Genomic DNA, 22,170 nt, shown 5'->3' on the forward strand with positions numbered 1-22,170 from the left:
CGTCACTAATTGCGAGAGGGTTTGCGTTTCATCGAGGGTTAATCGACTGGTCAACTTGGTTTCAGAACGAGCGGTTTGCGCTTTTATTTGTGCTGAATTTTTTTCTAGAAAGGTGGCACCCGCAGTGGTTAACTGCAAAATAATTTGTCGTCGGTCAGTCGCGTCGGGAATTGTTGTGATCGACCCGGTGGCTACCAGTCGCTTAACAATACCGCGGGTGGTCGGATGGCTCAACCGCAACGTGGTTTCCACTTCTTTTTGCGTGAGCTGTTGCGGATCTCGGCTTGCTACCTGCATCAAGACCGCTGTTTGCGTGCCTGTTAGTGAAATACCAAGCTGTTTTAACCCGTTATTCATTTCTTTTTCAAAAAGAATGTTTAGAATCTTCAGTTGTTGTCCAAGGCTGTTGGGAAAAGATGAGTCTGACATCGGATCGCCTCCTTTTTATAATATGTAGCATACTACATATTTTTAAAAAGTCAAGGTGGCTGGTTAGTGCGTTGGTTGCTTGGTTTGTTAAGTGTCTTTCTAATGTTTGTTGGATCGCATAGTGCTGACAGGTCGCTTCGTTGCACGTTTCGGTCATGTAAGCGTGTTGCTCTAGCGATATTAAACGGGGCGACTACGCTAGGATCCCAGTAATCTATAGATAGTCACTTTCGCAGGTGGTGTTATGAACCCTGTAAAGTTGATGGTTACCGTAATTAGCAGATTATGAGAAGTAATAGGGATAAGAGCCTTACTAGCAGTCGAGCGCGGATTCTCTTCAAACTCGGTTTAACGCCGATGTGATGCTTAACTAGCTGAAAAAGTCAGCTCAATATCAGTGAAATTGTGTAATGCAACGGATTATCACCTAACAGTAGAAAGACCCTTTGGTAAACACGTTTGACGGTAATTCATTTGTACAGCATATTGACAACCGCCCCCGTCACGCTTATCATTGGAACAGAATTGAATAGTGATCGGCAATGACAAAAGAAGGTCGGTCAACCTAAGTGACAGCGATTTCGGAACAGTGTGAGCCGGGAAGACAGGTTGATCGATTGGCGCTTTTCGAGCTGAACCAATTAAGCTGCTGGGTGCATCCCAGAAGTAGGGTGGAACCGCGAAATTAAACTTCGTCCCTATGTAGGTCTATAAGTCTACGTAGGGGCGTTTTTCTGTCTGCCGATCACAATTAATAGGAGGAATCATTTTTATGACCAAGAAATTGACCATGCAGCAAATTATCTTGACGCTGCAACAGTATTGGTCCGCTCAGGGCTGCATGCTCATGCAGGCCTACGATACTGAAAAGGGTGCCGGAACCATGAGTCCTTACACCTTCTTGCGTGCCATCGGCCCCGAACCATGGAACGCTGCCTACGTGGAACCTTCACGGCGGCCAGCTGACGGCCGGTACGCTGAAAACCCTAACCGGTTGTACCAACACCACCAGTTCCAAGTGGTGATGAAGCCTTCACCTGAAAACATTCAGGAACTTTACCTGAACAGTTTAAAGGAACTGGGCATTGACCCATTGGAACACGATATTCGTTTCGTTGAAGACAACTGGGCGAACCCATCAATGGGCTGTGCCGGTGTTGGTTGGGAAGTTTGGCTTGATGGGATGGAAGTCTCACAATTTACCTACTTCCAGATCGTCGGTGGGCTTGAAGTCGACCCAGTGACGTCTGAAATTACCTATGGGTTGGAACGACTTGCTTCCTATATTCAAGACGTCGATAACGTGTTTGACCTCGAATGGGGCGACGACGTGTTATACGGCGACATTTTCCGGGAACCCGAAATCGAACATTCCACCTATAGTTTTGAAAAGAGCAACCAAGACATGTTGCTGCATATGTTCGACGACTACGAAGCCGAATCTAAGAAACAGATTGCAAATGGTCTGGTGCATCCGGCTTACGACTACGTGCTGAAGTGTTCACACACCTTCAACCTGCTGGACGCCCGCGGTGCCGTTTCCGTTACTGAACGGGCCGGCTACCTTTCCCGGATCCGTAATATGGCCCGCAGCATTGCCAAGGCCTTCGTTGCTGAACGAAAGAAGTTTGGTTTCCCACTGATCAAGGACGAAAAACAACGTCAAGCATTACTCGCAGATGGGGAGGACAAAAAATAATGGCACGTACCTTTTTACTTGAAATTGGCTTGGAAGAAATGCCCGCCCACGTGGTGACCCCAAGCATTAAACAACTCGTTCAAAAAACCCGTAAATATTTGAAGGAACAGCGCATCGCGTTTGACGACATCAAGCCGTTTTCAACGCCGCGGCGGTTAGCGCTTCAAATTACCGGTTTAGCTGATAAGCAACCCGATATCAATGAAGAAGTTAAGGGTCCTGCTAAGAAAATCGCCCAGGACGCTGACGGCAACTGGTCAAAGGCTGCCATGGGATTCACTCGCGGTCAGGGACTTACCGTTGACGACATCACGTTTAAAGAATTAAAGGGTGTCGAATACGTTTACGTTGAAAAACACATCGCTGGACAGCCCGTCGAAGAAGTTTTGGCTGGCCTGAAGGATGTGTTGACGTCCATGACCTTCCCAACGATGATGAAGTGGGGCACCTACCACTTTGAATACATCCGGCCGATCAAGTGGCTGGTGGCCCTGTTAGACGATAAGGTGATCCCATTCCAGATCCTGGACGTCGACACTGATCGGATCACCCGCGGTCACCGCTTCCTGGGGAAGGACATCACGTTAAACAACGCAACCGATTACGAGGCTGCCTTAACCGCAGAATTTGTGATTGCGGACGCTGACAAGCGTAAGAAAGAGATCAAGACGCAGATCGAACGCTTAGCTGCCGACAACAACTGGACCATCAACATTGATGCCGACCTGTTGGAAGAAGTTAACAATTTGGTTGAATGGCCAACGGCGTTCGGTGGCAGTTTCGACGACAAGTATCTGACCATTCCAGACGAAGTCCTGATCACATCGATGCGTGATCACCAACGGTTCTTCTACGTGCTCGACCAAGATGGCAAGCTGTTGCCGAAGTTCGTGTCAGTGCGGAACGGGAATGCTGAACACATCGAAAACGTGGTCAGCGGGAACGAAAAAGTTTTGGCTGCACGTCTGAGTGACGCCATGTTCTTCTATGAAGAAGACCAAAAACAGACCGTTGCCGACTACGTTGAACGCTTGAAGAACGTCAGCTTCCATGACAAGATCTCGACCATGTACGAAAAGATGCAGCGGGTTGCTGTGATTGCGAAGCAAGTTGGGACTGCGCTTGGGTTAAACGACACCCAGTTAGCTGACGTGGACCGCGCTGCCCACATCTACAAGTTCGACCTTGTCACTGGGATGGTCGGTGAATTTGCGGAACTGCAAGGGGTCATGGGTGAAAAGTACGCTCTGTTAAACGGTGAAAATGCCAACGTGGCCACGGCCGTTCGCGAACACTACATGCCAATTTCAGCCGATGGCGCATTGCCTGCTACAACGGATGGGGCTGTGTTAGCCATTGCTGATAAGATCGACAGTATTGTGACCTTTTTCAGTGCTGACATGGTGCCAAGTGGTTCCAATGACCCATACGCGCTGCGTCGGCAGGCAACCGGGATCGTCCGGATCATCCGCGCACAGAACTGGCATCTAGACCAGAGCTTGATCGAGGCTGCTATTAAGGCTGAAACTGACGCTAACGTTGCGCCAGACTTAGACCAAGCTGCTCAGATCGATGCTGTGATGGCCTTCTTGAAGGATCGAATCAAGGTGACCCTGTTGGACGAAAAGACCCGTCACGATATCGTGGACGCAGTGATTGCTGGACCAAACACGGATCTGCTGGACAACTTTGAGGCCGCAAAGACCTTGAGCGACCACCAGAACGATGCTGACTTTAAGGGCACCATTGAAGCCTTGAACCGGGTCTTGCGGTTGGCTGAAAAGGCGGATGCATCAACCGTTAAACCAGTGGATGCCAGCCTATTTGATAACGACAGTGAACCCAAAATTTTAGAGGCCGTGAACGCAGTGGCTGCCAAGGCAAACGACTTGGATATCCCAGCCTACTACGAAGCATTAGCCGGTCTTCAAGGGGTTATCAACGAATACTTCGAAGCAACTATGGTCATGGATAAAAACGAGGATGTGAAAAATAACCGTTTGAGTCAACTCAAACAACTGGCAGACCTCATCCTACGTTTAGGTGACCTGAACCAATTGATCGTCAAATAAGCACACTAGTTGGCGTCCAATCTAAAAAGTGCTATCATTAAGATGCTGTTAATGAAAGCCACTAATGTATTGAAACGCCAAAGCCAGTTGAGGAAGGATATTCCTGAGCTGGCTTTTTTGAGAGTGCAGAACCAGGGGCGGTTAGAGAGCGGAGCATAAGTTAACTTTGACAGAAATTTTCTGGTCTTGGAAATTTGTGTCGAAGTTGGCTTATGTGCAGCTCTCTGCCCCGTGTCGCACGTTTAGGCTAGATAGGATTAGTGCGGGATTTAAAAAGGCCTTTAGTAAAATCAAAAAGAGAAAACAGAGTGCAGAAGAAGGACGTCCTCAAGTGCTGTAAAAGAACGCAGGCTAAATTCCTTGTTTTAGCATAGAAAATCACCCAAACCCCACAATTTCATTCACCAACTACCCGCAATCATGTTCAAAATGGTACAATCGCATTAACACTAAACGGAATATGTTACTGCGCGGATGACCAAATCCGCGGTGCATCGATTCAGGGAGCAGGTGGTCAATTGAAAACAGAAAACACCGAAAAAACGGAAACAACGACAGCCCGCCTCATTCGTGCGGCCTGTGTGCTAGTCGGAATCGTCATAATCGTTGGCCTGCTTTATGCGCTTTCGAAAGATTTTCAGCAGGTGATTCAAAACGTGATCCACTATAATGAAAGTGTCCAAAAACAGTTTTGGGCGGGCATTCGACAACACCAAACCTCACCCATCACATTGCTGATTGTGTTCGCACTGGTGGCCGTGTTGGCGGCGGTACCTGGCTTCCCAATTTCAGTGGCCTGTATTTTAATTGGGGTCATCTATGGCCGTTATTGGGGCTTTTGCATTAATTTAGTCGGCATCGTTTGCGGAAATTTGATCACATACTCAATTCTGCGAAAAGTTGGCTTGTCTAAGTCAGCGCAGCACCATGATGGTCGAGTGGTGCGCAACATTATGAAAATGAAAAAGCCAGTCGTTGGTCTCACTATCGGTTACGCAGTCCCAATCGTGCCAACGATTTTCGTGAATTACGCGGCATCAAAGCTGCACCAACCGCTAAAGGATGTTCTGATCGCGATGGGCATCGGCTCGATTCCAACGGCGTTGCTATACGCGATGGGCGGCGATTTCTTGAACCGCGGTGATTACAAAATCGCCCTGATCAGTGTGTTGGCGGTTGGCATCTTATTCCTATTGGTTAAAGAATTACGCAAGCACGAGGAAACACATGCAGAAAAAGAAGCTTAATCAAGGATTCCCGGTATTGGGAATGCGCTTGGTTAAGCTTCTTTTTCTGGTTGGAGATGCGGCTGATTCAAAACAATACTGTCAGGACAGCGATTCGCATGCACCTCACCCCAGTGGCAAAGCTGCATTAAAATAGTTTTTAACGACTCGCCGTATTCGGTGAAATGGTATTCAACGTGTGGCGGCGTTTCAGCGAAAACCTGGCGTTCCAAAATAGCATCGTTGATGAGCTGCTTTAACTGTTCAGTCAAGACTTTCTGTGAAAGACTTGGTAGTGCCTGTAACAGTTGCCCGTTGCGATTCGTCCCCGCACCGATCAGACACAGGATCGCTGGTTTCCATTTGCCAGCAATCACATTTAGTGACACATCAACGCCAACGTTAAATTTTTTGGGTTGCGCAACCATTGGAAACTCCCTTCATGACGCAAGCCTTACTTTGAAGTAAGCCACCTTACCTAAAAGTGCGGACTAGTGGTTTATCGGCTGGCTTGCTATCCTCTTACTTGTTGTTAGTCACTATTATAGAAAACAAGAGGAGAATATCAACTATGACAAACCAATACCCAATTAATTTTTCACACATCGGACTTTCGGTACCTGATATCGAACGTGCTGTTGATTTTTACAGCAATGTGATGGGGTGGTATACCATCATGACGCCAGCAACTGTCACCGAGGACGATTCTGCGATCGGCGTGATGTCCACTGAAGTCTTCGGCCAAGGATGGGGCAGTTATAGGATCGCCCACATGACTACTGGTGATGGTGTCGGCATCGAGTTATTTGAATTTAAGGACAATCAAAAGCCCGATGACAATTTCAAGTTTTGGGAAACCGGGATTTTCCACTATGGTGTGCAGGATCCTGATATTGAGGGGCTAGTGAAGAAGATTGTTGCTAATGGCGGGAAACAACGGATGCCGATCAAGCTTATTATCCCGGTGAAAAGCCGTTTAAGATGGTTTATATGGAAGACCCATTTGGCAACTTGGTTGAGATTTATACGCATGCTTATGATTTAACGTATTCAGCGGGTGCTTATTAAAAAAAAATGCGACCAGCAAAAATTCTTTTGCTGGTCGCATTTTTAATCTTCTTCAGACCCGAAATTCAATTCACCCATTGAATCCTCAAGGCCTTCCAACATATCATTATTATCCATGTAACTGATCCACTGGTCTTCGGTGGCGCTGCCGGGAAGCTGAGACGTCATGCGACCGTAAATATTTCCGATAAACTCGTCAAATAATTTATCGGCTTCACGTTGCAGCATGGTGTCATTTAACCGGCGAGCCGGCGCTTTTTCCTCATTTTGTGACTGCAGGTAGGGCAGGCATTTATCCATGAATAGGTCGGCCACCCGGCTGTTTTGGGTTAAGTAGGTCTTTAATTCGTCTTCATTCATTACATATCACTTCCTGATTATAGTTTAGCAAACAAACGTTCGAAATGTAAACAGGAAGATGAAATCAGTGGCAATTAAATCAGCGTTTGTTTGCTCGTAAGCCCTGAATTGCGCGAGTGTTATTGATTGTAAAATAAGGTGAGCGTGGTACAATTTTAATTCTGGAAATGGACGAATAAAGCCCTAATCAGTCAGTCTTAGTCACCATTGTCAGCGCAAAATAAAGTTGTTCGTGCAGTACCTTATTTTTCGAGCAAAAAGATAGCTTTTTTCATGTTATGTGCTATCATATATTATGACTGTTTACGCCGTAATGAGAATTACGGCGTTTCCCAACAGTCCGATTTTCCGATTAAGCACTATTGCGAAAGGGGTGTTAAGCCAGTGGCAAAGATACCCGAAGCCGTGATTGAACAAGTCCGCGATGCCACCGATATCGTGGATTTTATTAGTCAGTATGTTCAGTTACAAAAATCAGGTAAAAATTTATTTGGCTTGTGTCCGTTTCATGAAGAGCGGACGCCTTCTTTTTCGGTATCGGAAGACAAGCAGATCTTTCACTGCTTTAGCTGCGGTCGCGGCGGCAATGTGTTCAAGTTCATTATGGAACTGGAAAACATTGGCTTCCAGGAAGCTGTTGTTAAAGTGGCTGAATTTTCCCACGTGGATTTGCCAGACTCAGTGGCGAACTCGGCCGCTTCAGGTCAAGCGCGCCAGGATTCACCTGCTAACCATCTGATTCAACTGCACGAAGGGGCGCAAAAACTCTACCACCATATCTTAATGAATACCGAGATCGGTCAGCCGGCGTTAGATTACCTGCATCAGCGGGGACTCACCGACAAAACAATTGAAGATTTTGGGTTGGGGTTTGCGCCTGATCAGCAGTTACTAAAACAATATTTTGATCAGCAAAAGGTGGATTACCAAGAGTTACGGCACACGGGGCTGTTTATTGAAAACCAGTCCGGTGAGTTGCGTGACCGATTCTTCAACCGGGTGATGTACCCGATCAAGAATGAATCGGGGCAGTCAATCGCGTTTTCTGGTCGGCTGTTAGTCAAGGTCGATGATCAGCCGAAGTACTTGAACAGTCCGGAAACGGACATCTTCAACAAGCGGCGGGTGCTGTTCAACTTTGACCAGGCGCGCAACGTGATCCGAAAAGAAGGGTCTGTGATCCTATTTGAAGGGTTCATGGATGTCATGTCGGCGCACCAGTCGGGTGTCGGTAACGGCGTGGCTTCCATGGGAACCAGTCTGACTGAGGAGCAGATCTACGCGATGCAGCGGGTCACCAAACAGGTGTATGTCTGTTACGATGGTGATACGCCTGGGCAACGGGCAACCAATCGGGCGCTAACGATCCTGCGAGATAATTCGAGTTTGAACCTGGGTGTCATTCAGATGCCTGAGGGAATGGACCCGGATGAATATCGCAAGAAGTATGGCGAGGAAAAATTGGCCAGTGCGTTGCAGTCAGCCAGGGAAACGCCAATTGCGTTTGCCATGCATTACCTGAAGTCGGAACACGATGTGAATACGGATGCCGGGCGGCTAGACTACATCGACCAGGTGTTGAAGTTACTCGCTACGGTGACCTCACCAGTGGAACAAGACGTGTACCTGACCCAGTTGGCGAATGATTACCAGCTGGATAAGGGCAGTCTAAAACAACAGTTGCTGATGATCAAACCAAAGCCCGCGAAGCCAACCCGTCCGGCACCGGCTGCAGCACCGTATAGCGGGGATTACCCGCAAGCTGGTTATCAAAACCAAGAACCGCCTGCCGAAGTCACGCAGTATCAGCAGGCGCCACCGCTGAACCGGACTGAAAAGGCTGAGCGTGGATTACTCCTGCGGATGCTTCACGACCATTCCGTTTGGTTGCGCGTCACTGGGATCGAAAATTTTAGTTTTGACAGTGACGATTATGAATTGATCTACATGCTGGCGCAGAAGTATTTTCAAACGCACCAGACGTATGCGCCAGCGCAGTTCATTGATCTCATTACGGATGATCATCTGCAAAACATGGTCATTGAACTGGAATCGCTCAATATCAACGAAGAGGCAGCCGACGAGGAAGTTGATGATTACTTACGCGTGATCATGAACGAAGCGCCACTTGAAAAACGGTTAAAACAAAGCCAGCAAGCATTGAATGAGGCGAAACGGTTGGGTGATGCCGACCGTCAGCGTCAGCTGGTGATTGAAATTATTAAGTTACAGCAGCAAAAGCAGTCTAATAAACGAGCTTAGGGGGCTTTATACATGGCAAAGGAAACAAAGAGCACCAACACGTTTGACCAAAAGGGATTTGACAAGGCTGTTAAGGACTTGATCAAGACCTATAAAAAAGACGGTTCTATCACTTACGATGTACTGTCCGACAAAGTAGCTTCCCCATTTAGCTTAAACGCTAAGAAGATGGACGAGCTGTTAGAAAAGGTTGAGGACGCTGGGATCAGTGTCGTTGACGCTAACGGTGACCCAGATGCACGTGCCGTTAAGGCTGCAAAAAAAGTCACAAAAACTGAATTAAAGGATACCTCCGCCCCATCCGGCGTCAAGATCAATGACCCGGTTCGGATGTACCTGAAGGAAATCGGTCGGGTTAAGCTGTTAACGGCTGACGAAGAAGTTGCCTTAGCCTTGCGGATCGAACAGGGTGATGAAGAAGCCAAGCAAGAATTGGCTGAAGCCAACTTACGGTTGGTGGTTTCCATCGCTAAGCGGTACGTTGGTCGTGGGATGCAGTTCTTGGATCTGATCCAAGAAGGAAACATGGGACTGATGAAAGCCGTTGAGAAGTTTGATTACCGCAAAGGGTTCAAGTTCTCAACCTACGCCACATGGTGGATTCGTCAGGCCATCACACGTGCCATCGCTGACCAAGCTCGGACCATTCGGATCCCAGTCCACATGGTTGAAACCATCAATAAACTGATCCGAATCCAACGTCAGCTCCTGCAAGACTTAGGTCGTGAACCGACGCCTGAAGAAATTGGGGCTGAAATGGACATGCCAACGGAAAAGGTTCGGGAGATCTTAAAGATCGCGCAAGAACCTGTTTCATTGGAAACCCCTATTGGTGAAGAGGACGATTCTCATCTAGGTGACTTCATCGAAGACGATGATGCCACTAGTCCTGCTGATCACGCGGCTTACGAATTACTGAAGGAACAGTTGGAAAGTGTTCTCGACACCCTGACTGATCGTGAAGAAAACGTGCTGCGGTTGCGGTTTGGGCTGGACGACGGCCGGACCCGCACTTTGGAAGAAGTCGGCAAGGTCTTCGACGTTACCCGTGAACGGATTCGCCAAATCGAAGCCAAAGCATTACGCAAGCTCCGTCACCCATCACGTTCAAAGCAACTGAAGGATTTCTTGGAGTAGCCAACTGAATTTAACTGATACGAGAAACCACGACCTGTTATGGGTTGTGGTTTTTTTTTGCTCTGGGAGTCCGTTGCATTGCGCGATTTGGCACTCCACCATGGTGGCTCGCGATGAAGCTAATTCGATTTCTGCTACGCAGCTCTCGAATGGATCTCCATCGTCTCGCATATCACTAGGTGGCCGAAAATCACGCCCACCAAGTGATATCGACACCACGGTTCCGTGCCAAATCGCTCCATTCCACTCACAAGGTGCATATAAGTAACAGTTGCTAAACGTTGAAATGCAGTTAAAGATAGTTTGCAATGAATCCGCCCTCGACTGCTTAAACGGCCATTGTCAGCAATGCTTGCGATGATACTTGTTCAAATTATGGCAATTAATTTGATGAGTTAGATTTCTTTGATTGACTATGTTGATGGATAACTCATTGTAGCAAATCCTAACAATGTAGCGCAGTGGAGCCGGTCGGCATTGCAGGCTGTGGTGTCGGTGTTTGTTGGCGAGGGTTCTTTCCTCGCCTACAAACACGGGAGACGGAGGAGATCCTTGAATTTCTGAAAGACATTCACTAGCTCCCCAGAGCGACCCACTACAGCCTGCAGGGCCGACCGGCGTAACGGAGCGACAATTAACCACTCATCTTAACAGGTGAAATTTCTAGTTTAACAGTAGCCGAACACAGCGTTCATGTCCTATAATTAAAGGGTAAACTAAAACAGAGGAGTCGTTTAAATATATGAATGCATCGCATCTATCACTGCGCCTGCAGACCGTCGCGGATTTTGTGCAACCTGGCGCGCGGCTGGCCGATATTGGGTCGGATCACGCGTATCTGCCGGTTCATTTAGCCAAACAGGGGCTGCTCACTAAGGCGGTGGCCGGTGAAGTTGTCCGCGGACCATATGAAAACGCGGTGAGTGAAATTGAAAAAGAAGGCCTGGAAAACGTTATTATGCGCGCTTAGCTGATGGCTTGGCTGCCATTAAACCGGAAGACCAGATCGATACGATCACCATTGCTGGCATGGGCGGGACATTGATTACCCAGATTTTGGACGCAGGGGTGGACCGTTTGCGTCATGAAGAACGGTTGATCCTGCAGCCTAACGTTGGCGAAGATAACGTCCGTCAGTGGTTACAGAACCACGACTACGGCATCATTGCGGAACGCATCTTAGCGGAGGATGGCCACATTTACGAAATTATCGTCGCTGATCCAGTTGACACACCGACAACGTTTAATCCGACACAGTTAAAATTTGGGCCGTTTCTGTTACAGGAAAAATCCCCGGTTTTACAGGATAAATGGCGTAAAGAACAGGCCCGACTGGATGATGTTATTGCAACGATGCAGCACGCCCAACAGGCACCACAGGCGAAAATCGATGCCTTTATCGCCCAACGAAATCAAATTCAGGAGGTCATTTTAAATGAAGGTTAAAGAACTCATTGACCGGTTTGAACAATTCGCGCCGAAAGCGATTGCGGAGCCAAAAGATCCAGTGGGTCTTCAGCTGGGGTCATTGGACGCAGAATTTCACCACGTTTTAGTGACACTGGATGTGCGGCCTGAAGTGGTCCAAGAAGCCATTGAAATCGGGGCAGACCTGATTTTTTCACACCATCCGGTCATGTTTCGACCAGCGAAGAATTTAGATCTCAGTGACCCGCAAAATCAGATGTATGCAGATATTTTGTCACACCACATCACGGTGTATTCAGCGCATACCAATTTGGATAGTGCTGATGGCGGGATGAATGACTGGTTGGCAGATGCGTTGAAACTCAGCGATACCACCGGTTTGTGGGACGGTGTCGTGGATCCTCAGTACATGCTGACGGTACGTGTTCAACCCATGTATGCTGACGCGGTGCGGCTAGCCATGGTTGGTGCCGGTGCCGGTGATTTAGACCGGTATGCGGGTGCCAGTTTTGAATGGAACGGGACGACCTGGTACACGCCGCTAGAAGGCGCGGATCCAGAACTTGGCCCCGTTGGTGAGCGTAACCACGTGGATGAACTCAGTATTCAAGCACGGGTTCAGGGTAACCAACTGGCTAAAATCACCCAAGCGGTAAGTGAAGTCTATCCGGGTGGTCACCCTGCCTTAGAAGTGCTGCCGTTAAAAAACGGTGGGCACCAATATTCAATGGGACGGATCGGGACGTTAGCCCAATCAATGACTGTTCGGGAATTCGCAGACTACTGTAAAACGGTCTTTCAGGTACCAGGATTACGGTTGGTTGCGCGCGACTTGGACAAACCCGTTCAACGCGTGGCCGTCCTTGGCGGCGATGGTGGCAAGTTCTTCAAGCTTGCCCAGTCAAAGGGCGCAGACATTTACGTGACGGGTGACGTGTATTATCACACGGGACATGATATGCTGGCAGCAAACTTCCCAGTAGTTGATCCGGGCCACCATATCGAAAGTATTTGTAAACCGAAATTAGCCGAATTATTTGGTAAGTTGCGGATAGAAAACCGGTGGGACTTTGAGATCAGTGTCTCACAGCTGAACACGGATCCGTTTACGTTTATTTAGCCATCGTGTTGTTGAAATTGAGATGAATTGCCCAAAAAATCGTTGAACGATTAACGACTTGTGAAAAAGGAGTGGTATGAAATGACCTACGAAACATTAATTCCACGTTTTTTGAAGTATGTGCAAATTGAGACCCGGTCTGATGAGACCAGCGACACGATCCCGTCAACCCAGTCCCAGGTTGCGTTTTTAAACCAGCTGGCTGAAGAACTGACGGGTATCGGCTTGGACAATGTGCACATCAATCAGCAGAGCGGCTACTTGTTTGCGACGCTGCCAAGTAATCTGGATAAGCCAGTCAAGACACTGGGCTTTATTTCACACGTTGACACGGCGGACTTCAACGCGAAAAATGTGACACCCAAAATCGTTGAAAACTACGATGGCCACTCAGTGATTCCACTTGATGACGCGGGTGAATACAAGCTGGATCCAGCCGTCTTTCCAAGTCTTAAAGGGTATCAGGGCTATACACTGATCACAACCGATGGCAGCACGCTGCTGGGGTCGGACGATAAGTCTGGCGTTGCTGAAATTATTACGGCGATGAGCTATCTTTTACAGCACCCAGAAATCAAGCATGGGACGATTCAGGCCGGCTTCGGCCCTGATGAAGAAATCGGTACCGGCGCTGACAAGTTTGACGTGGCTGACTTTGGCGCTGACTGGGCCTACACCGTTGACGGTGGGCCGCTCGGACAGTTGGAATACGAGACCTTTAACGCGGCTGACGGCCGGTTGCACATCACGGGGACGAACGTGCACCCCGGGAGTGCCAAGGGCGTTATGGTGAACGCCCTGCAACTGGCCATGGACTTCCACGCCGCTCTGCCAGTCCACGACCGGCCGGAAACGACTGAGGGTCGTGAAGGGTTTTATCATATTTATAAGCTGACTGGAGACGTGGATAGTGCCGATATGGGCTACATCATCCGCGATCACGACCGTGCCCGGTTTGAAAATCGTAAACAGCTGTTCCAAAGCATTGCGGATCAGTTGAACGCTAAGTACGGCGACGGGACGGTTACGGTGACCCTTAAAGACCAGTATTACAACATGCGCGAAGTCATTGAAAAGGACATGAGTGTGGTGGAACTGGCCAAAAACGCCATGGAAGACCTCGATATTGAACCAGACATTGCGCCAGTTCGGGGCGGAACTGATGGCTCCAAGATCTCCTTTATGGGGTTACCGACACCAAACTTGTTTGCGGGTGGCGAAAATATGCATGGCCGGTTTGAGTACGTGTCCGAGCAGGTGATGGCTCAGGCGGTGGATGTCATTTTAAAGATGATCGAACTCAACGCTGAATAACAGTTTGAAAAGGGGGCTTTTGACCGACAACTCGTTGATCGAAGGCGCTCTTTTTTTTAAGATTTTGAAAGAATTTATTATTAAAGGTCAAAAAAGGTCAAACTATTATCGCTTCACTTAGAATTTATGATATGATACCAATTGTTCACAAAACACAATAAATTCTAATAATGACACTTTAAAAACTAATAAAGGATGATGACAATATGAACCCAGACATCTTGACCCAATCGGTGACGGATGCAATTTCTGAAGCCCAAAAAATTGCCGTGACCCGGCAGCAGCAAAACATTGGCGTCTCACACCTCTTTAAATTTCTGACCCAGCCAGGTGAACTAGACCGTCAAATTTTTAGTGATTTGGGACTGGACTTAACCGAACTGGATAAGGAACTTGATCACGAGATCGACTCGATCAGCAGCGTGTCCGGCAGCGGCGTTCAGTACGGCCAAAATCTGTCACCAGACATGTACCGCCTGTTACAAAAAGCCGACGACGTGCGCAAGGAACTTGGTGACGACTACGTTGCGACAGATACCCTGGTCATCGCGGTCATTCAACTGGATGGCAGCCGGTTGGCCGACTATTTACAACAGAAGGGCATCACGTTACAACAGGTGAAGAACAAGGTTGCTGACATTCGGGGAGGCGAGCGGGTGACGTCAAAGAATCAGGAAGAAAACTACAAAGCTCTTGAAAAATACGGCGTTGAATTAGTTGCCGCAATGCGCAAGGGTGAACGCGACCCTGTTATCGGACGGGACGATGAGATCCTGTCAGTCACGCAGATCTTGTCGCGAAAGACGAAGAATAACCCGGTCCTGATCGGTGAACCTGGTGTCGGGAAAACGGCCATCGTGGAGGGCCTTGCGCAACGGATCGCCCGCGGTGACGTGCCCGAAAACCTCAAGGATAAGTCGATCTTCTCACTGGATATGGGGTCATTGATCGCTGGTGCCAAGTATCGCGGCGAGTTTGAGGAACGCTTGAAAGCCGTTTTAAACGAAGTGAAAAAGAGTGAGGGTCAGATCATCATGTTCATCGATGAGATCCATAACATCGTGGGCGCTGGCAAGACCGAAGGCAGCATGGATGCTGGAAATTTGTTGAAACCCATGCTGGCCCGTGGTGAACTGCATTTGATCGGTGCTACGACGCTTGATGAATACCGGCAATACATGGAAAAAGACCGGGCCCTTGAACGCCGGTTCCAAAAGGTCCAGGTCAATGAACCTAGCGTCGAAGACACCATTACCATTTTACGGGGTCTGCGCGAACGGTTCGAAATCCACCACGGCGTCAAAATTCACGACAACGCGCTGGTTGCAGCAGCCAAACTCTCTGACCGGTACATTACGGACCGGTTCTTGCCGGATAAGGCACTGGATCTTGTCGACGAAGCATCCGCATCAATTCGGGTGGCGATGAACTCGGCGCCAACGGAACTGGACCAATCCCGCCGGCAAATGATGCGCCTGCAGGTTGAGGAAGCCGCGTTAAAGCAGGAAACCGATGACAACTCGCAGAAACAATTGACCGACGTGCAAAAAGAACTCGCCAACGTGAAGGAAAAGGTCGATAACCTGAACGCCCGCTGGCAGGATGAAAAACAGGCGCTTGGTGCCTTGAGCGCCAAGAAGAATGAGCTGGATAAGGCCAACCGTGATCTGGCGGATGCTGAAGCGCAGTATGACTTAGACAAGGCGGCTGTGTTGCAGCACGGGACGATTCCCGAATTAAAGAAGGAATTAAACACCATGGAGCAAAAGGACCACTCTGGCGAATGGCTGGTCAGCGAATCCGTTACGGAACAAGAAATTGCTGAAGTTGTTGCTAAAATGACGGGGATCCCAGTGAATAAACTTGTGGCTACCGAACGAGAAAAATTGCTGCATTTGGCGGATAACTTACACGAACGGGTTATTGGCCAAGACGAAGCTGTTCAAGCCGTTTCGGATGCGGTCCTGCGGTCACGTGCCGGGTTACAGGACCCCAGCAAGCCGCTTGGTTCATTTCTGTTCCTTGGCCCAACCGGGGTCGGGAAAACGGAGCTTGCTAAGGCGTTAGCCGAAAACCTGTTTGACTCCGAAGAACAAATGGTTCGGATCGACATGAGCGAGTACATGGAAAAGGAATCCGTTTCCCGACTGGTTGGGGCAGCCCCCGGCTACATTGGGTATGAGGAGGGTGGCCAGCTGACCGAAGCGGTTCGGCGCCACCCGTATACCATTGTGCTCTTTGATGAAATTGAAAAGGCCCATCCAGACGTGTTTAACATTTTACTGCAGGTCCTGGATGACGGTCGGTTGACGGATAGTCAGGGGCGGACGATCAACTTTAAGAACACCCTGTTGATCATGACCTCGAACCTGGGTTCTGACATTTTGTTGGAAGGTACCGACAGCAACGGTGTGATCTCAGACGACGCGAAGAAACAGGTGGCGACGTTACTGCAACGGTCATTTAAACCGGAATTTTTAAACCGGATTGATGACACCATCATGTTTAAGCCATTGTCGTTAGCTGACATTGATTTAATCGTTGATAAACTGATTACCCAACTGTCTGACCGGTTGCAGGAACAGGATATCACGCTGACGATTACGGATGAGGCCACCCGCTGGCTTGGTCAACGCGGTACTTGCCTGCGTTCGGTGCGCGGCCACTGCAACGCACCGTGACGAATTTGGTGGAAACGCCACTTGCTAAGCAGATCATTGGCGGCGAGATTAAAGCCCAGTCCACGGTTGAAATTGGACTGAATGAGGCAAATGATGGTTGGCATTTACTGTCACCAGTCACGCGCCAGCAGCCACGGAGACAACTGACTAACATGGTATTAGGAAAAAGGCTGCGTTCAGGAGAACGCAGCCTTTTTGTGATATGATGATGGAAACGATGTTTAAAAAGGAGACACCATGGGAAAACGGACTTTGGTCGTCATCGATATGCAACGTGGTGTTCGGCCACGCTATCAAGAACAGCAAACACGCGCAACCATTAACCGGCGTTTAGACTGGTACCATGAATAGCACCAAACCGTTATTTTGGTGCAACATGAGGCACCAGAGATGCCGTATCAATCGACGCTTGGCAGTTAGTGGCGAAATTGCATGTGTCGTCAACTGATCACCGGGTGCGAAAAACGCATGCGGATTCTTTTTACAAGACTGATCTTGCCGCAATACTTGACGAGCTGACGATTTCAGATATTGAAATTTGCGGGGCTGAAGTGCCATTTTGTGTTGATGCCACGATTAAGGCCGGCTTTGATCACGGCTACCGGATCTGGATGGTCCCTGGGGCAGTTTCGATGGTGGCAAAGGCTCAGCCACTGATTCCGGAAGGGACGTTGCTGACGCACTATGCCCGTATTTGGCGAGATCGGTTTTTAACTTATGTTGATGAGTAGGGAATCGTGGAGGTGCTTCGGAGGTGTTGTTGAGCAGCCAAGGGTAAAAGGTTGTTCATTAACTTACTCTGATATAAAAGTTCAGATTTTTCATCTTTCTCTGTTATGTAGCTGAAACGCGTTACAGATGGGAAAAAGGTTGCACACAAGCGTACTCTGCCAAAAAAGTCAAACCCGGACTTTTCTCTTTCTTTGTTATGTAGCTGAAACGCGTTCCAGAAAACTGAGGCTACTGCGTAAGCGACTCTGGCAAAAATGCCCAAACCCAGGCATTTCTGCCAGAGTCACTTACGCGCCGCCCTCAAACCGCTTTCTTCCACGCTCTACTCCACAAAAAGACCGCCAGTCTCAGACTGGCGGTCGATGTGCACCTTTAACTTACAGGTTAAGGGTTATTTAGCTTCTGCTTTGGTATCGGAAAGACCCAGTAACTTCACACCGTTGACGATAATGATACCGGCAATGGCAGCGACGATACCGATCTGCATCGTGTTGTAGGTCATAATTTCCAATGCACCGCCGATGTAGCCTAAGACTTCACCGAAGATGACTGACCAAAAGATGACAACTAAGTTTGCTTCTAAAGTTTTCATGAAAGACACCTCTCAATCAATAAAAGTTTAGCACAATCGCTTAAAAAAGCAATTGGAAAATGACGAGCAAACGAATGTTTGGTATACTGATTGGAGAAGAAAGGGTGGTTAAAAATGGGCTTTGTGCCGTTACACGTTATCAGCAGCTACAGTCTGCTTCAAAGTACAATTGAGCTCAAAACATTAGTCACTACGGCGGTTGAACGCGGCTACAAGGCACTAGCGCTCACCGAAAACAACGTGATGTATGGCACCGTTGAATTTTATCAGGCGTGTCAGCAGGCGGGGATTCAGCCAATTATCGGGCTGACATTGACTCTGGAAGGCATTCTGGCCAGTGACCAGCAGTTTCCGCTGATTTTTTTGGCTAAGGATCTAACGGGTTACCAGCATCTGATGATGTTGTCGTCGCTGCACCAGCGACTGACGGGTGATCAGACGTTGACCCTGGCGGATATAAAACCCTACATGACACACTTAATGGTAGTGACCACCAATGGGGAAACGGCCTACTGGCTCAATCAGGGCAATCAGCAGGCGGTCAGTGACTACCTGACGACCCTTAAGTCAGCCACGGATGACAATAGTGTGTTGCTTGGGGTGAGTGCCCAACAGTCGGCTACGTACCGCCAATTGCTCAGCAAAACGGCTGCCGATCTGCGGACACCGCAAGTGGCGTTGCCCACAGTGCAGTATCTGAATGCGGACGACCGGTTTGTGGTGAGTGTGTTGGAAGCCATTAAGGATGGCACGACCATCAGTAATTTAGCCGAGGCCCAACAAAAAACGGGTCAGTACTGGTTAAAACCAGCAGCGACGTTTGACCAGGAGTACCAAGAAGTGGGTCTACAATCGGCGGCAGAAATGACTGCGCAGGTTGCCGCTGCTTGTCAGGTGCAATTGAAATTTCAACATCCGCAACTCCCACAGTTTAAAACGCCAGATCAAACACCATCTAAAACCTATTTGCGCACCCAGTGTGAAACGGGGTTAAAACAGCGGCTGGCAACGAATCAGATCACGGATGCTGATCCGTACTGGGACCGACTGAATCACGAACTTGACGTGATCGACCGGATGGGCTTTGATGACTATTTTCTAATTGTTTGGGATGTCATGCAGTTTACAAAAAAGGCGGGCATCACAACTGGTCCCGGCCGGGGGTCTGCTGCGGGCTCTCTGGTGGCGTATAGTTTGGGTATCACGGATGTGGACCCGATTTTGTATAATTTGTTGTTTGAACGATTTTTGAATGAGGAACGGGCTCAGATGCCGGATATCGATCTGGATATTCCGGATAACCGGCGTGAGGAAGTGTTGCAGTATGTCCATGACCAGTACGGCCACGAACGGGTTGGGCAGATCATCACGTTTGGGACGCTAGCGACCAAGCAGGCGATTCGTGACGTGGGTCGGGTCTTTGAGTTGCGCCCCTATGAGCTCAGTGAATGGAGCGCGACGATTCCAAATCTCCTGCACATTTCGTTAAAGGAAGCGTATAAACAATCGCAGCCGCTGCAGAATCTTGTGGCGGATGCCAGTCTCAATAAGTTGTTGTTTGAAACAGCCGAAAAGCTGGAAGGGCTGCCGCGACATTACTCCACCCACGCTGCTGGGGTCGTCCTCAGTGACCAGCCGCTGACCAACATTGTGCCAGTTCAAAACGGCTCGGAGACCATGTTGATGACGCAGTACACCAAAGACTACGTTGAACAGGTCGGGCTACTCAAAATGGATTTTCTGGGGCTCCGGAACCTGTCGATCATGGCTGCTGCCCTGGGTATGATTCAAAAACAGTACGGCAAGCCGCTCCAGATCAGTCAGGTCAACCTCAATGACCAAGCGACCTTACAGTTATTTCAAAATGGCGACACGAACGGTGTTTTCCAATTTGAATCTGCCGGGATCAAAAATGTGTTACGACGGTTAAAACCAGACTCCTTTGAGCTGATTGCCGCGGTGAACGCGCTGTATCGGCCAGGGCCAATGGAAAATATCGACCACTTTATTAAGCGGCGTTTCAACCAGGAACCGGTCACGTATCCGGATGACTCTTTGAAACCGATCCTAGCACCAACCTATGGCATTCTTGTGTACCAAGAACAGGTCATGCAGGTGGCGTCTGTTATGGGTGGGTTTACGCTGGGGCAAGCCGATTTACTGCGACGCGCGATGAGTAAGAAGAAAAAGGCCACCATGGACGCGATGCAAAAGAAGTTCCTTGAGGGTGCCGCCACGAAGGGGTACCCCCAGGCAGCTGCTGAACAGACGTATAACTATATCGACCGATTTGCCAACTACGGGTTTAACCGTTCCCACGCGGTCGCTTATAGTAAGATGGCGTTTGAACTGGCTTACCTTAAGGTCCATTTCCCCGGCGCATTCTTTGCGTCGCTCTTAAACTCGGTCTTAAATAATACGGCGAAGACTAAACTTTATTTAATGGAAGCAAAGCGCCATCAGGTGACCATTCTGCCACCCGATATTAATGCCAGTGCGGCTTACTTTAGACTGACGAAGGATGGCATTCGGTTTGGACTGTCTTCAATCAAGGGCATGCGGCGCGATTTTCTGCAAGCAATCCTTGACGAACGTCAGCAGCAGGGACCGTTTAAATCCCTGCATCAGTTCCTAGTGCGCCTGGATAAAAAATGGCTGAAGGCGGACCTGATCGAAGCTTGATCTACGCCGGTGCCTTTGACCAGTTCGGTAATAACCGGGCAGAAATGATTGCGAGTCTGCCGGAATTTTTAAGCAGCGTCGAATTAAGCGGGGATAACTTGGAGCTGTTCGAAGCACTGGCACCGAAGATCCAACGCCAGCCAGATCTGTCCCTTAGCGAAAAACTCGAAAAAGAAAACGAGTATCTGGGGGCTTATTTATCTGGCCATCCAGTTGAGCAGTACCACGACCTGGCAATATCGCGCCACACAGTTTCAATTGGCGACTTGGCTGCCGATCAACAGGTAAATCTGTTGGTCTACGTCACCAAGGTGCGCACGATTCGAACCAAGCGCGGTGACCAGATGGCCTTTGTGACCGGTTCTGACCTGACTGGCGAGATCAGTTTAACTGTTTTTCCCAACCTGTACCGCCGCGTTAGTACCTGGTTGGAAAAAGAGCAGGTCGTTTTTGTCAGCGGTAAAACTGAGACCAACCGCGGCGGGCTGCAGGTGGTTGCCAACAACATGACGGCGGCTGACCAGCTGCAGCCGTCAGCACAGCAGAACAGTGGTGAATTACCGCCGGCGCCGCGGTGGTTCTTGCGCCTTGATCAGGAGCACGACACGCCAGCGGCCACGACCAAGTTGTTTGCGCTGTTAAGTGACCATACTGGGGACGTGCCGGTTATTTTGTACCGGTTGAAGGACGACAGCAAACGCGTTTTGGCTAAACAATACTGGCCAGTTGCGGATGAACAGTTGCAGCATGAGCTCGTCTTGTTATTGGGTGAACAAAACGTGGTGTTTCAAAGAAAAAACTAATTTATTAAATAAGAAACGTAAGTTAATCGCAATGAAAACGTTTTAACTTTCAAATTCGTCTCAAATCCGAAATTAGACGCAGACAATAATTTTGAAAAGTGTTAGAATAACTTTCGGAATCCAAATTGTACTGGGCTTGCATGGATAGTGAATTTTTCACGTAAGCACCAGTCCTAAAATCCAAAGGAGAGATTTTTCTTATGAAGAAAGTCAAGATCGTAAGTACACTTGGTCCTGCTAGTACCGATGTCGATACTATTGTTAAGTTGATTGAAGCCGGCGCTAACATTTTTCGGTTCAACTTTTCTCATGGTGACCATGAAGAACACTTGGGTCGCTTAACCAACGTTCACGAAGCTGAAAAGATTACTGGTAAAACTGTTGGTATCATGTTGGATACTAAGGGTGCTGAAATCCGTACCACTGTTCAAAAAGATGGTAAGATTTCATTCAAGACAGGTGATACTTTCCGGATCTCTATGGATGACTCTATCGAAGGTGACAAGGACAAGATCGCCGTTACTTACCCTGGTTTCGTTTGACGAATGTTAACGAAGGCGGCCAC

Annotated in this window: 13 protein-coding genes and 4 pseudogenes; 13 read left to right on the forward strand and 4 right to left on the reverse strand. The window is 48.7% G+C overall.

The genetic code is table 11. The features are described 5' to 3' along the window. Positions 1 to 429 (reverse strand): MarR family winged helix-turn-helix transcriptional regulator (locus JCM11969_RS12650; RefSeq protein WP_054711721.1); only part of this gene is annotated, 429 nt, incomplete at its 3' end. Positions 430 to 1,201: 772 nt separating this feature from the next. On the opposite strand from JCM11969_RS12650, the gene glyQ reads away from it, so the two are divergent. The 3 genes from glyQ to JCM11969_RS12665 all read left to right on the forward strand — a co-directional run bounded on the left by glyQ (position 1,202) and on the right by JCM11969_RS12665 (position 5,447). Then, entirely contained in the window at positions 1,202 to 2,128 is a 927-nt protein-coding gene (gene glyQ, locus JCM11969_RS12655; RefSeq protein ID WP_054711723.1) for a glycine--tRNA ligase subunit alpha, read from the forward strand. Next, a complete protein-coding gene (gene glyS, locus JCM11969_RS12660; RefSeq protein ID WP_054711724.1) occupies positions 2,128 to 4,200 on the forward strand; it encodes a glycine--tRNA ligase subunit beta in 2,073 nt (690 codons plus the stop codon). The genes glyQ and glyS overlap by 1 nt, the downstream gene beginning before the upstream one ends. 518 nt (positions 4,201 to 4,718) lie before the next feature. Then, a complete protein-coding gene (locus tag JCM11969_RS12665; protein ID WP_054711726.1) occupies positions 4,719 to 5,447 on the forward strand; it encodes a TVP38/TMEM64 family protein in 729 nt (242 codons plus the stop codon). Between the two features lie 32 nt (positions 5,448 to 5,479). On the opposite strand, the gene JCM11969_RS12670 is transcribed toward JCM11969_RS12665, so the two are convergent. Next, positions 5,480 to 5,854 carry a winged helix-turn-helix transcriptional regulator gene (locus tag JCM11969_RS12670; protein WP_065903113.1) on the reverse strand — a complete coding sequence of 125 codons (375 nt, stop codon included), beginning with the start codon at positions 5,852 to 5,854 and terminating at the stop codon, positions 5,480 to 5,482. A 143-nt stretch (positions 5,855 to 5,997) separates the two neighbouring features. On the opposite strand from JCM11969_RS12670, the gene JCM11969_RS12675 reads away from it, so the two are divergent. Beyond that, positions 5,998 to 6,471 (forward strand): VOC family protein, encoded by a 474-nt coding sequence (locus tag JCM11969_RS12675; protein WP_225353292.1) that lies wholly within the window; start codon positions 5,998 to 6,000, stop codon positions 6,469 to 6,471. Between the two features lie 65 nt (positions 6,472 to 6,536). Here JCM11969_RS12675 and JCM11969_RS12680 read toward each other — a convergent pair whose 3' ends face one another. Further along, on the reverse strand, positions 6,537 to 6,854 hold the full coding sequence (locus JCM11969_RS12680; RefSeq protein ID WP_054711728.1) for a hypothetical protein: 318 nt from the start codon (positions 6,852 to 6,854) through the stop codon (positions 6,537 to 6,539). Positions 6,855 to 7,238: 384 nt separating this feature from the next. On the opposite strand from JCM11969_RS12680, the gene dnaG reads away from it, so the two are divergent. From dnaG to JCM11969_RS12715, 7 genes and pseudogenes are all read left to right on the forward strand, one after another. After that, on the forward strand, positions 7,239 to 9,116 hold the full coding sequence (gene dnaG / locus JCM11969_RS12685) for a DNA primase (RefSeq protein WP_054711730.1): 1,878 nt from the start codon (positions 7,239 to 7,241) through the stop codon (positions 9,114 to 9,116). A gap of 12 nt (positions 9,117 to 9,128) precedes the next feature. Next, complete coding sequence (rpoD, locus tag JCM11969_RS12690) at positions 9,129 to 10,253, forward strand: RNA polymerase sigma factor RpoD (RefSeq protein ID WP_054711732.1); 1,125 nt, start codon at positions 9,129 to 9,131, stop codon at positions 10,251 to 10,253. Between the two features lie 742 nt (positions 10,254 to 10,995). Next, a pseudogene (locus JCM11969_RS12695) lies at positions 10,996 to 11,699 on the forward strand (tRNA (adenine(22)-N(1))-methyltransferase). Further along, a complete protein-coding gene (locus JCM11969_RS12700; protein ID WP_054711734.1) occupies positions 11,689 to 12,801 on the forward strand; it encodes a Nif3-like dinuclear metal center hexameric protein in 1,113 nt (370 codons plus the stop codon). The pseudogene JCM11969_RS12695 and the gene JCM11969_RS12700 overlap by 11 nt, the downstream one beginning before the upstream one ends. A gap of 81 nt (positions 12,802 to 12,882) precedes the next feature. Then, positions 12,883 to 14,115, forward strand: a complete 1,233-nt coding sequence (gene pepT / locus JCM11969_RS12705) for a peptidase T (protein ID WP_054711737.1) — start codon at positions 12,883 to 12,885, stop codon at positions 14,113 to 14,115. Positions 14,116 to 14,321: 206 nt separating this feature from the next. After that, positions 14,322 to 16,876, forward strand: a pseudogene (clpB, locus tag JCM11969_RS12710) (ATP-dependent chaperone ClpB); the annotation flags it as partial. A gap of 339 nt (positions 16,877 to 17,215) precedes the next feature. Then, entirely contained in the window at positions 17,216 to 17,527 is a 312-nt protein-coding gene (locus JCM11969_RS12715) for an isochorismatase family protein (RefSeq protein WP_225353293.1), read from the forward strand. Between the two features lie 392 nt (positions 17,528 to 17,919). Here JCM11969_RS12715 and JCM11969_RS12720 read toward each other — a convergent pair whose 3' ends face one another. After that, positions 17,920 to 18,120 (reverse strand): DUF2929 family protein, encoded by a 201-nt coding sequence (locus tag JCM11969_RS12720; RefSeq protein WP_054711740.1) that lies wholly within the window; start codon positions 18,118 to 18,120, stop codon positions 17,920 to 17,922. Positions 18,121 to 18,234: 114 nt separating this feature from the next. Here JCM11969_RS12720 and dnaE point away from each other — a divergent pair. Continuing rightward, a pseudogene (gene dnaE, locus JCM11969_RS12725) lies at positions 18,235 to 21,605 on the forward strand (DNA polymerase III subunit alpha). Positions 21,606 to 21,805: 200 nt separating this feature from the next. Then, positions 21,806 to 22,170: pseudogene (locus JCM11969_RS12730) on the forward strand (pyruvate kinase); the annotation flags it as partial.

The sequence above is a fragment of the Secundilactobacillus paracollinoides DSM 15502 = JCM 11969 genome (assembly GCF_001311135.1).
In the GTDB taxonomy this organism is placed as follows: Bacteria; Bacillota; Bacilli; order Lactobacillales; family Lactobacillaceae; genus Secundilactobacillus; species Secundilactobacillus paracollinoides.

Coding starts and splice junctions, on each gene's coding strand:
- glyQ (WP_054711723.1), top strand. CDS start 1,202: ATGACCAAGAAATTGACCATGCAGCAAATTATCTTGACGCTGCAACAG.
- glyS (WP_054711724.1), top strand. CDS start 2,128: ATGGCACGTACCTTTTTACTTGAAATTGGCTTGGAAGAAATGCCCGCC.
- JCM11969_RS12670 (WP_065903113.1), bottom strand. CDS start 5,854: ATGGTTGCGCAACCCAAAAAATTTAACGTTGGCGTTGATGTGTCACTA.
- JCM11969_RS12675 (WP_225353292.1), top strand. CDS start 5,998: ATGACAAACCAATACCCAATTAATTTTTCACACATCGGACTTTCGGTA.
- JCM11969_RS12680 (WP_054711728.1), bottom strand. CDS start 6,854: ATGAATGAAGACGAATTAAAGACCTACTTAACCCAAAACAGCCGGGTG.
- rpoD (WP_054711732.1), top strand. CDS start 9,129: ATGGCAAAGGAAACAAAGAGCACCAACACGTTTGACCAAAAGGGATTT.
- JCM11969_RS12700 (WP_054711734.1), top strand. CDS start 11,689: ATGAAGGTTAAAGAACTCATTGACCGGTTTGAACAATTCGCGCCGAAA.
- pepT (WP_054711737.1), top strand. CDS start 12,883: ATGACCTACGAAACATTAATTCCACGTTTTTTGAAGTATGTGCAAATT.
- JCM11969_RS12720 (WP_054711740.1), bottom strand. CDS start 18,120: ATGAAAACTTTAGAAGCAAACTTAGTTGTCATCTTTTGGTCAGTCATC.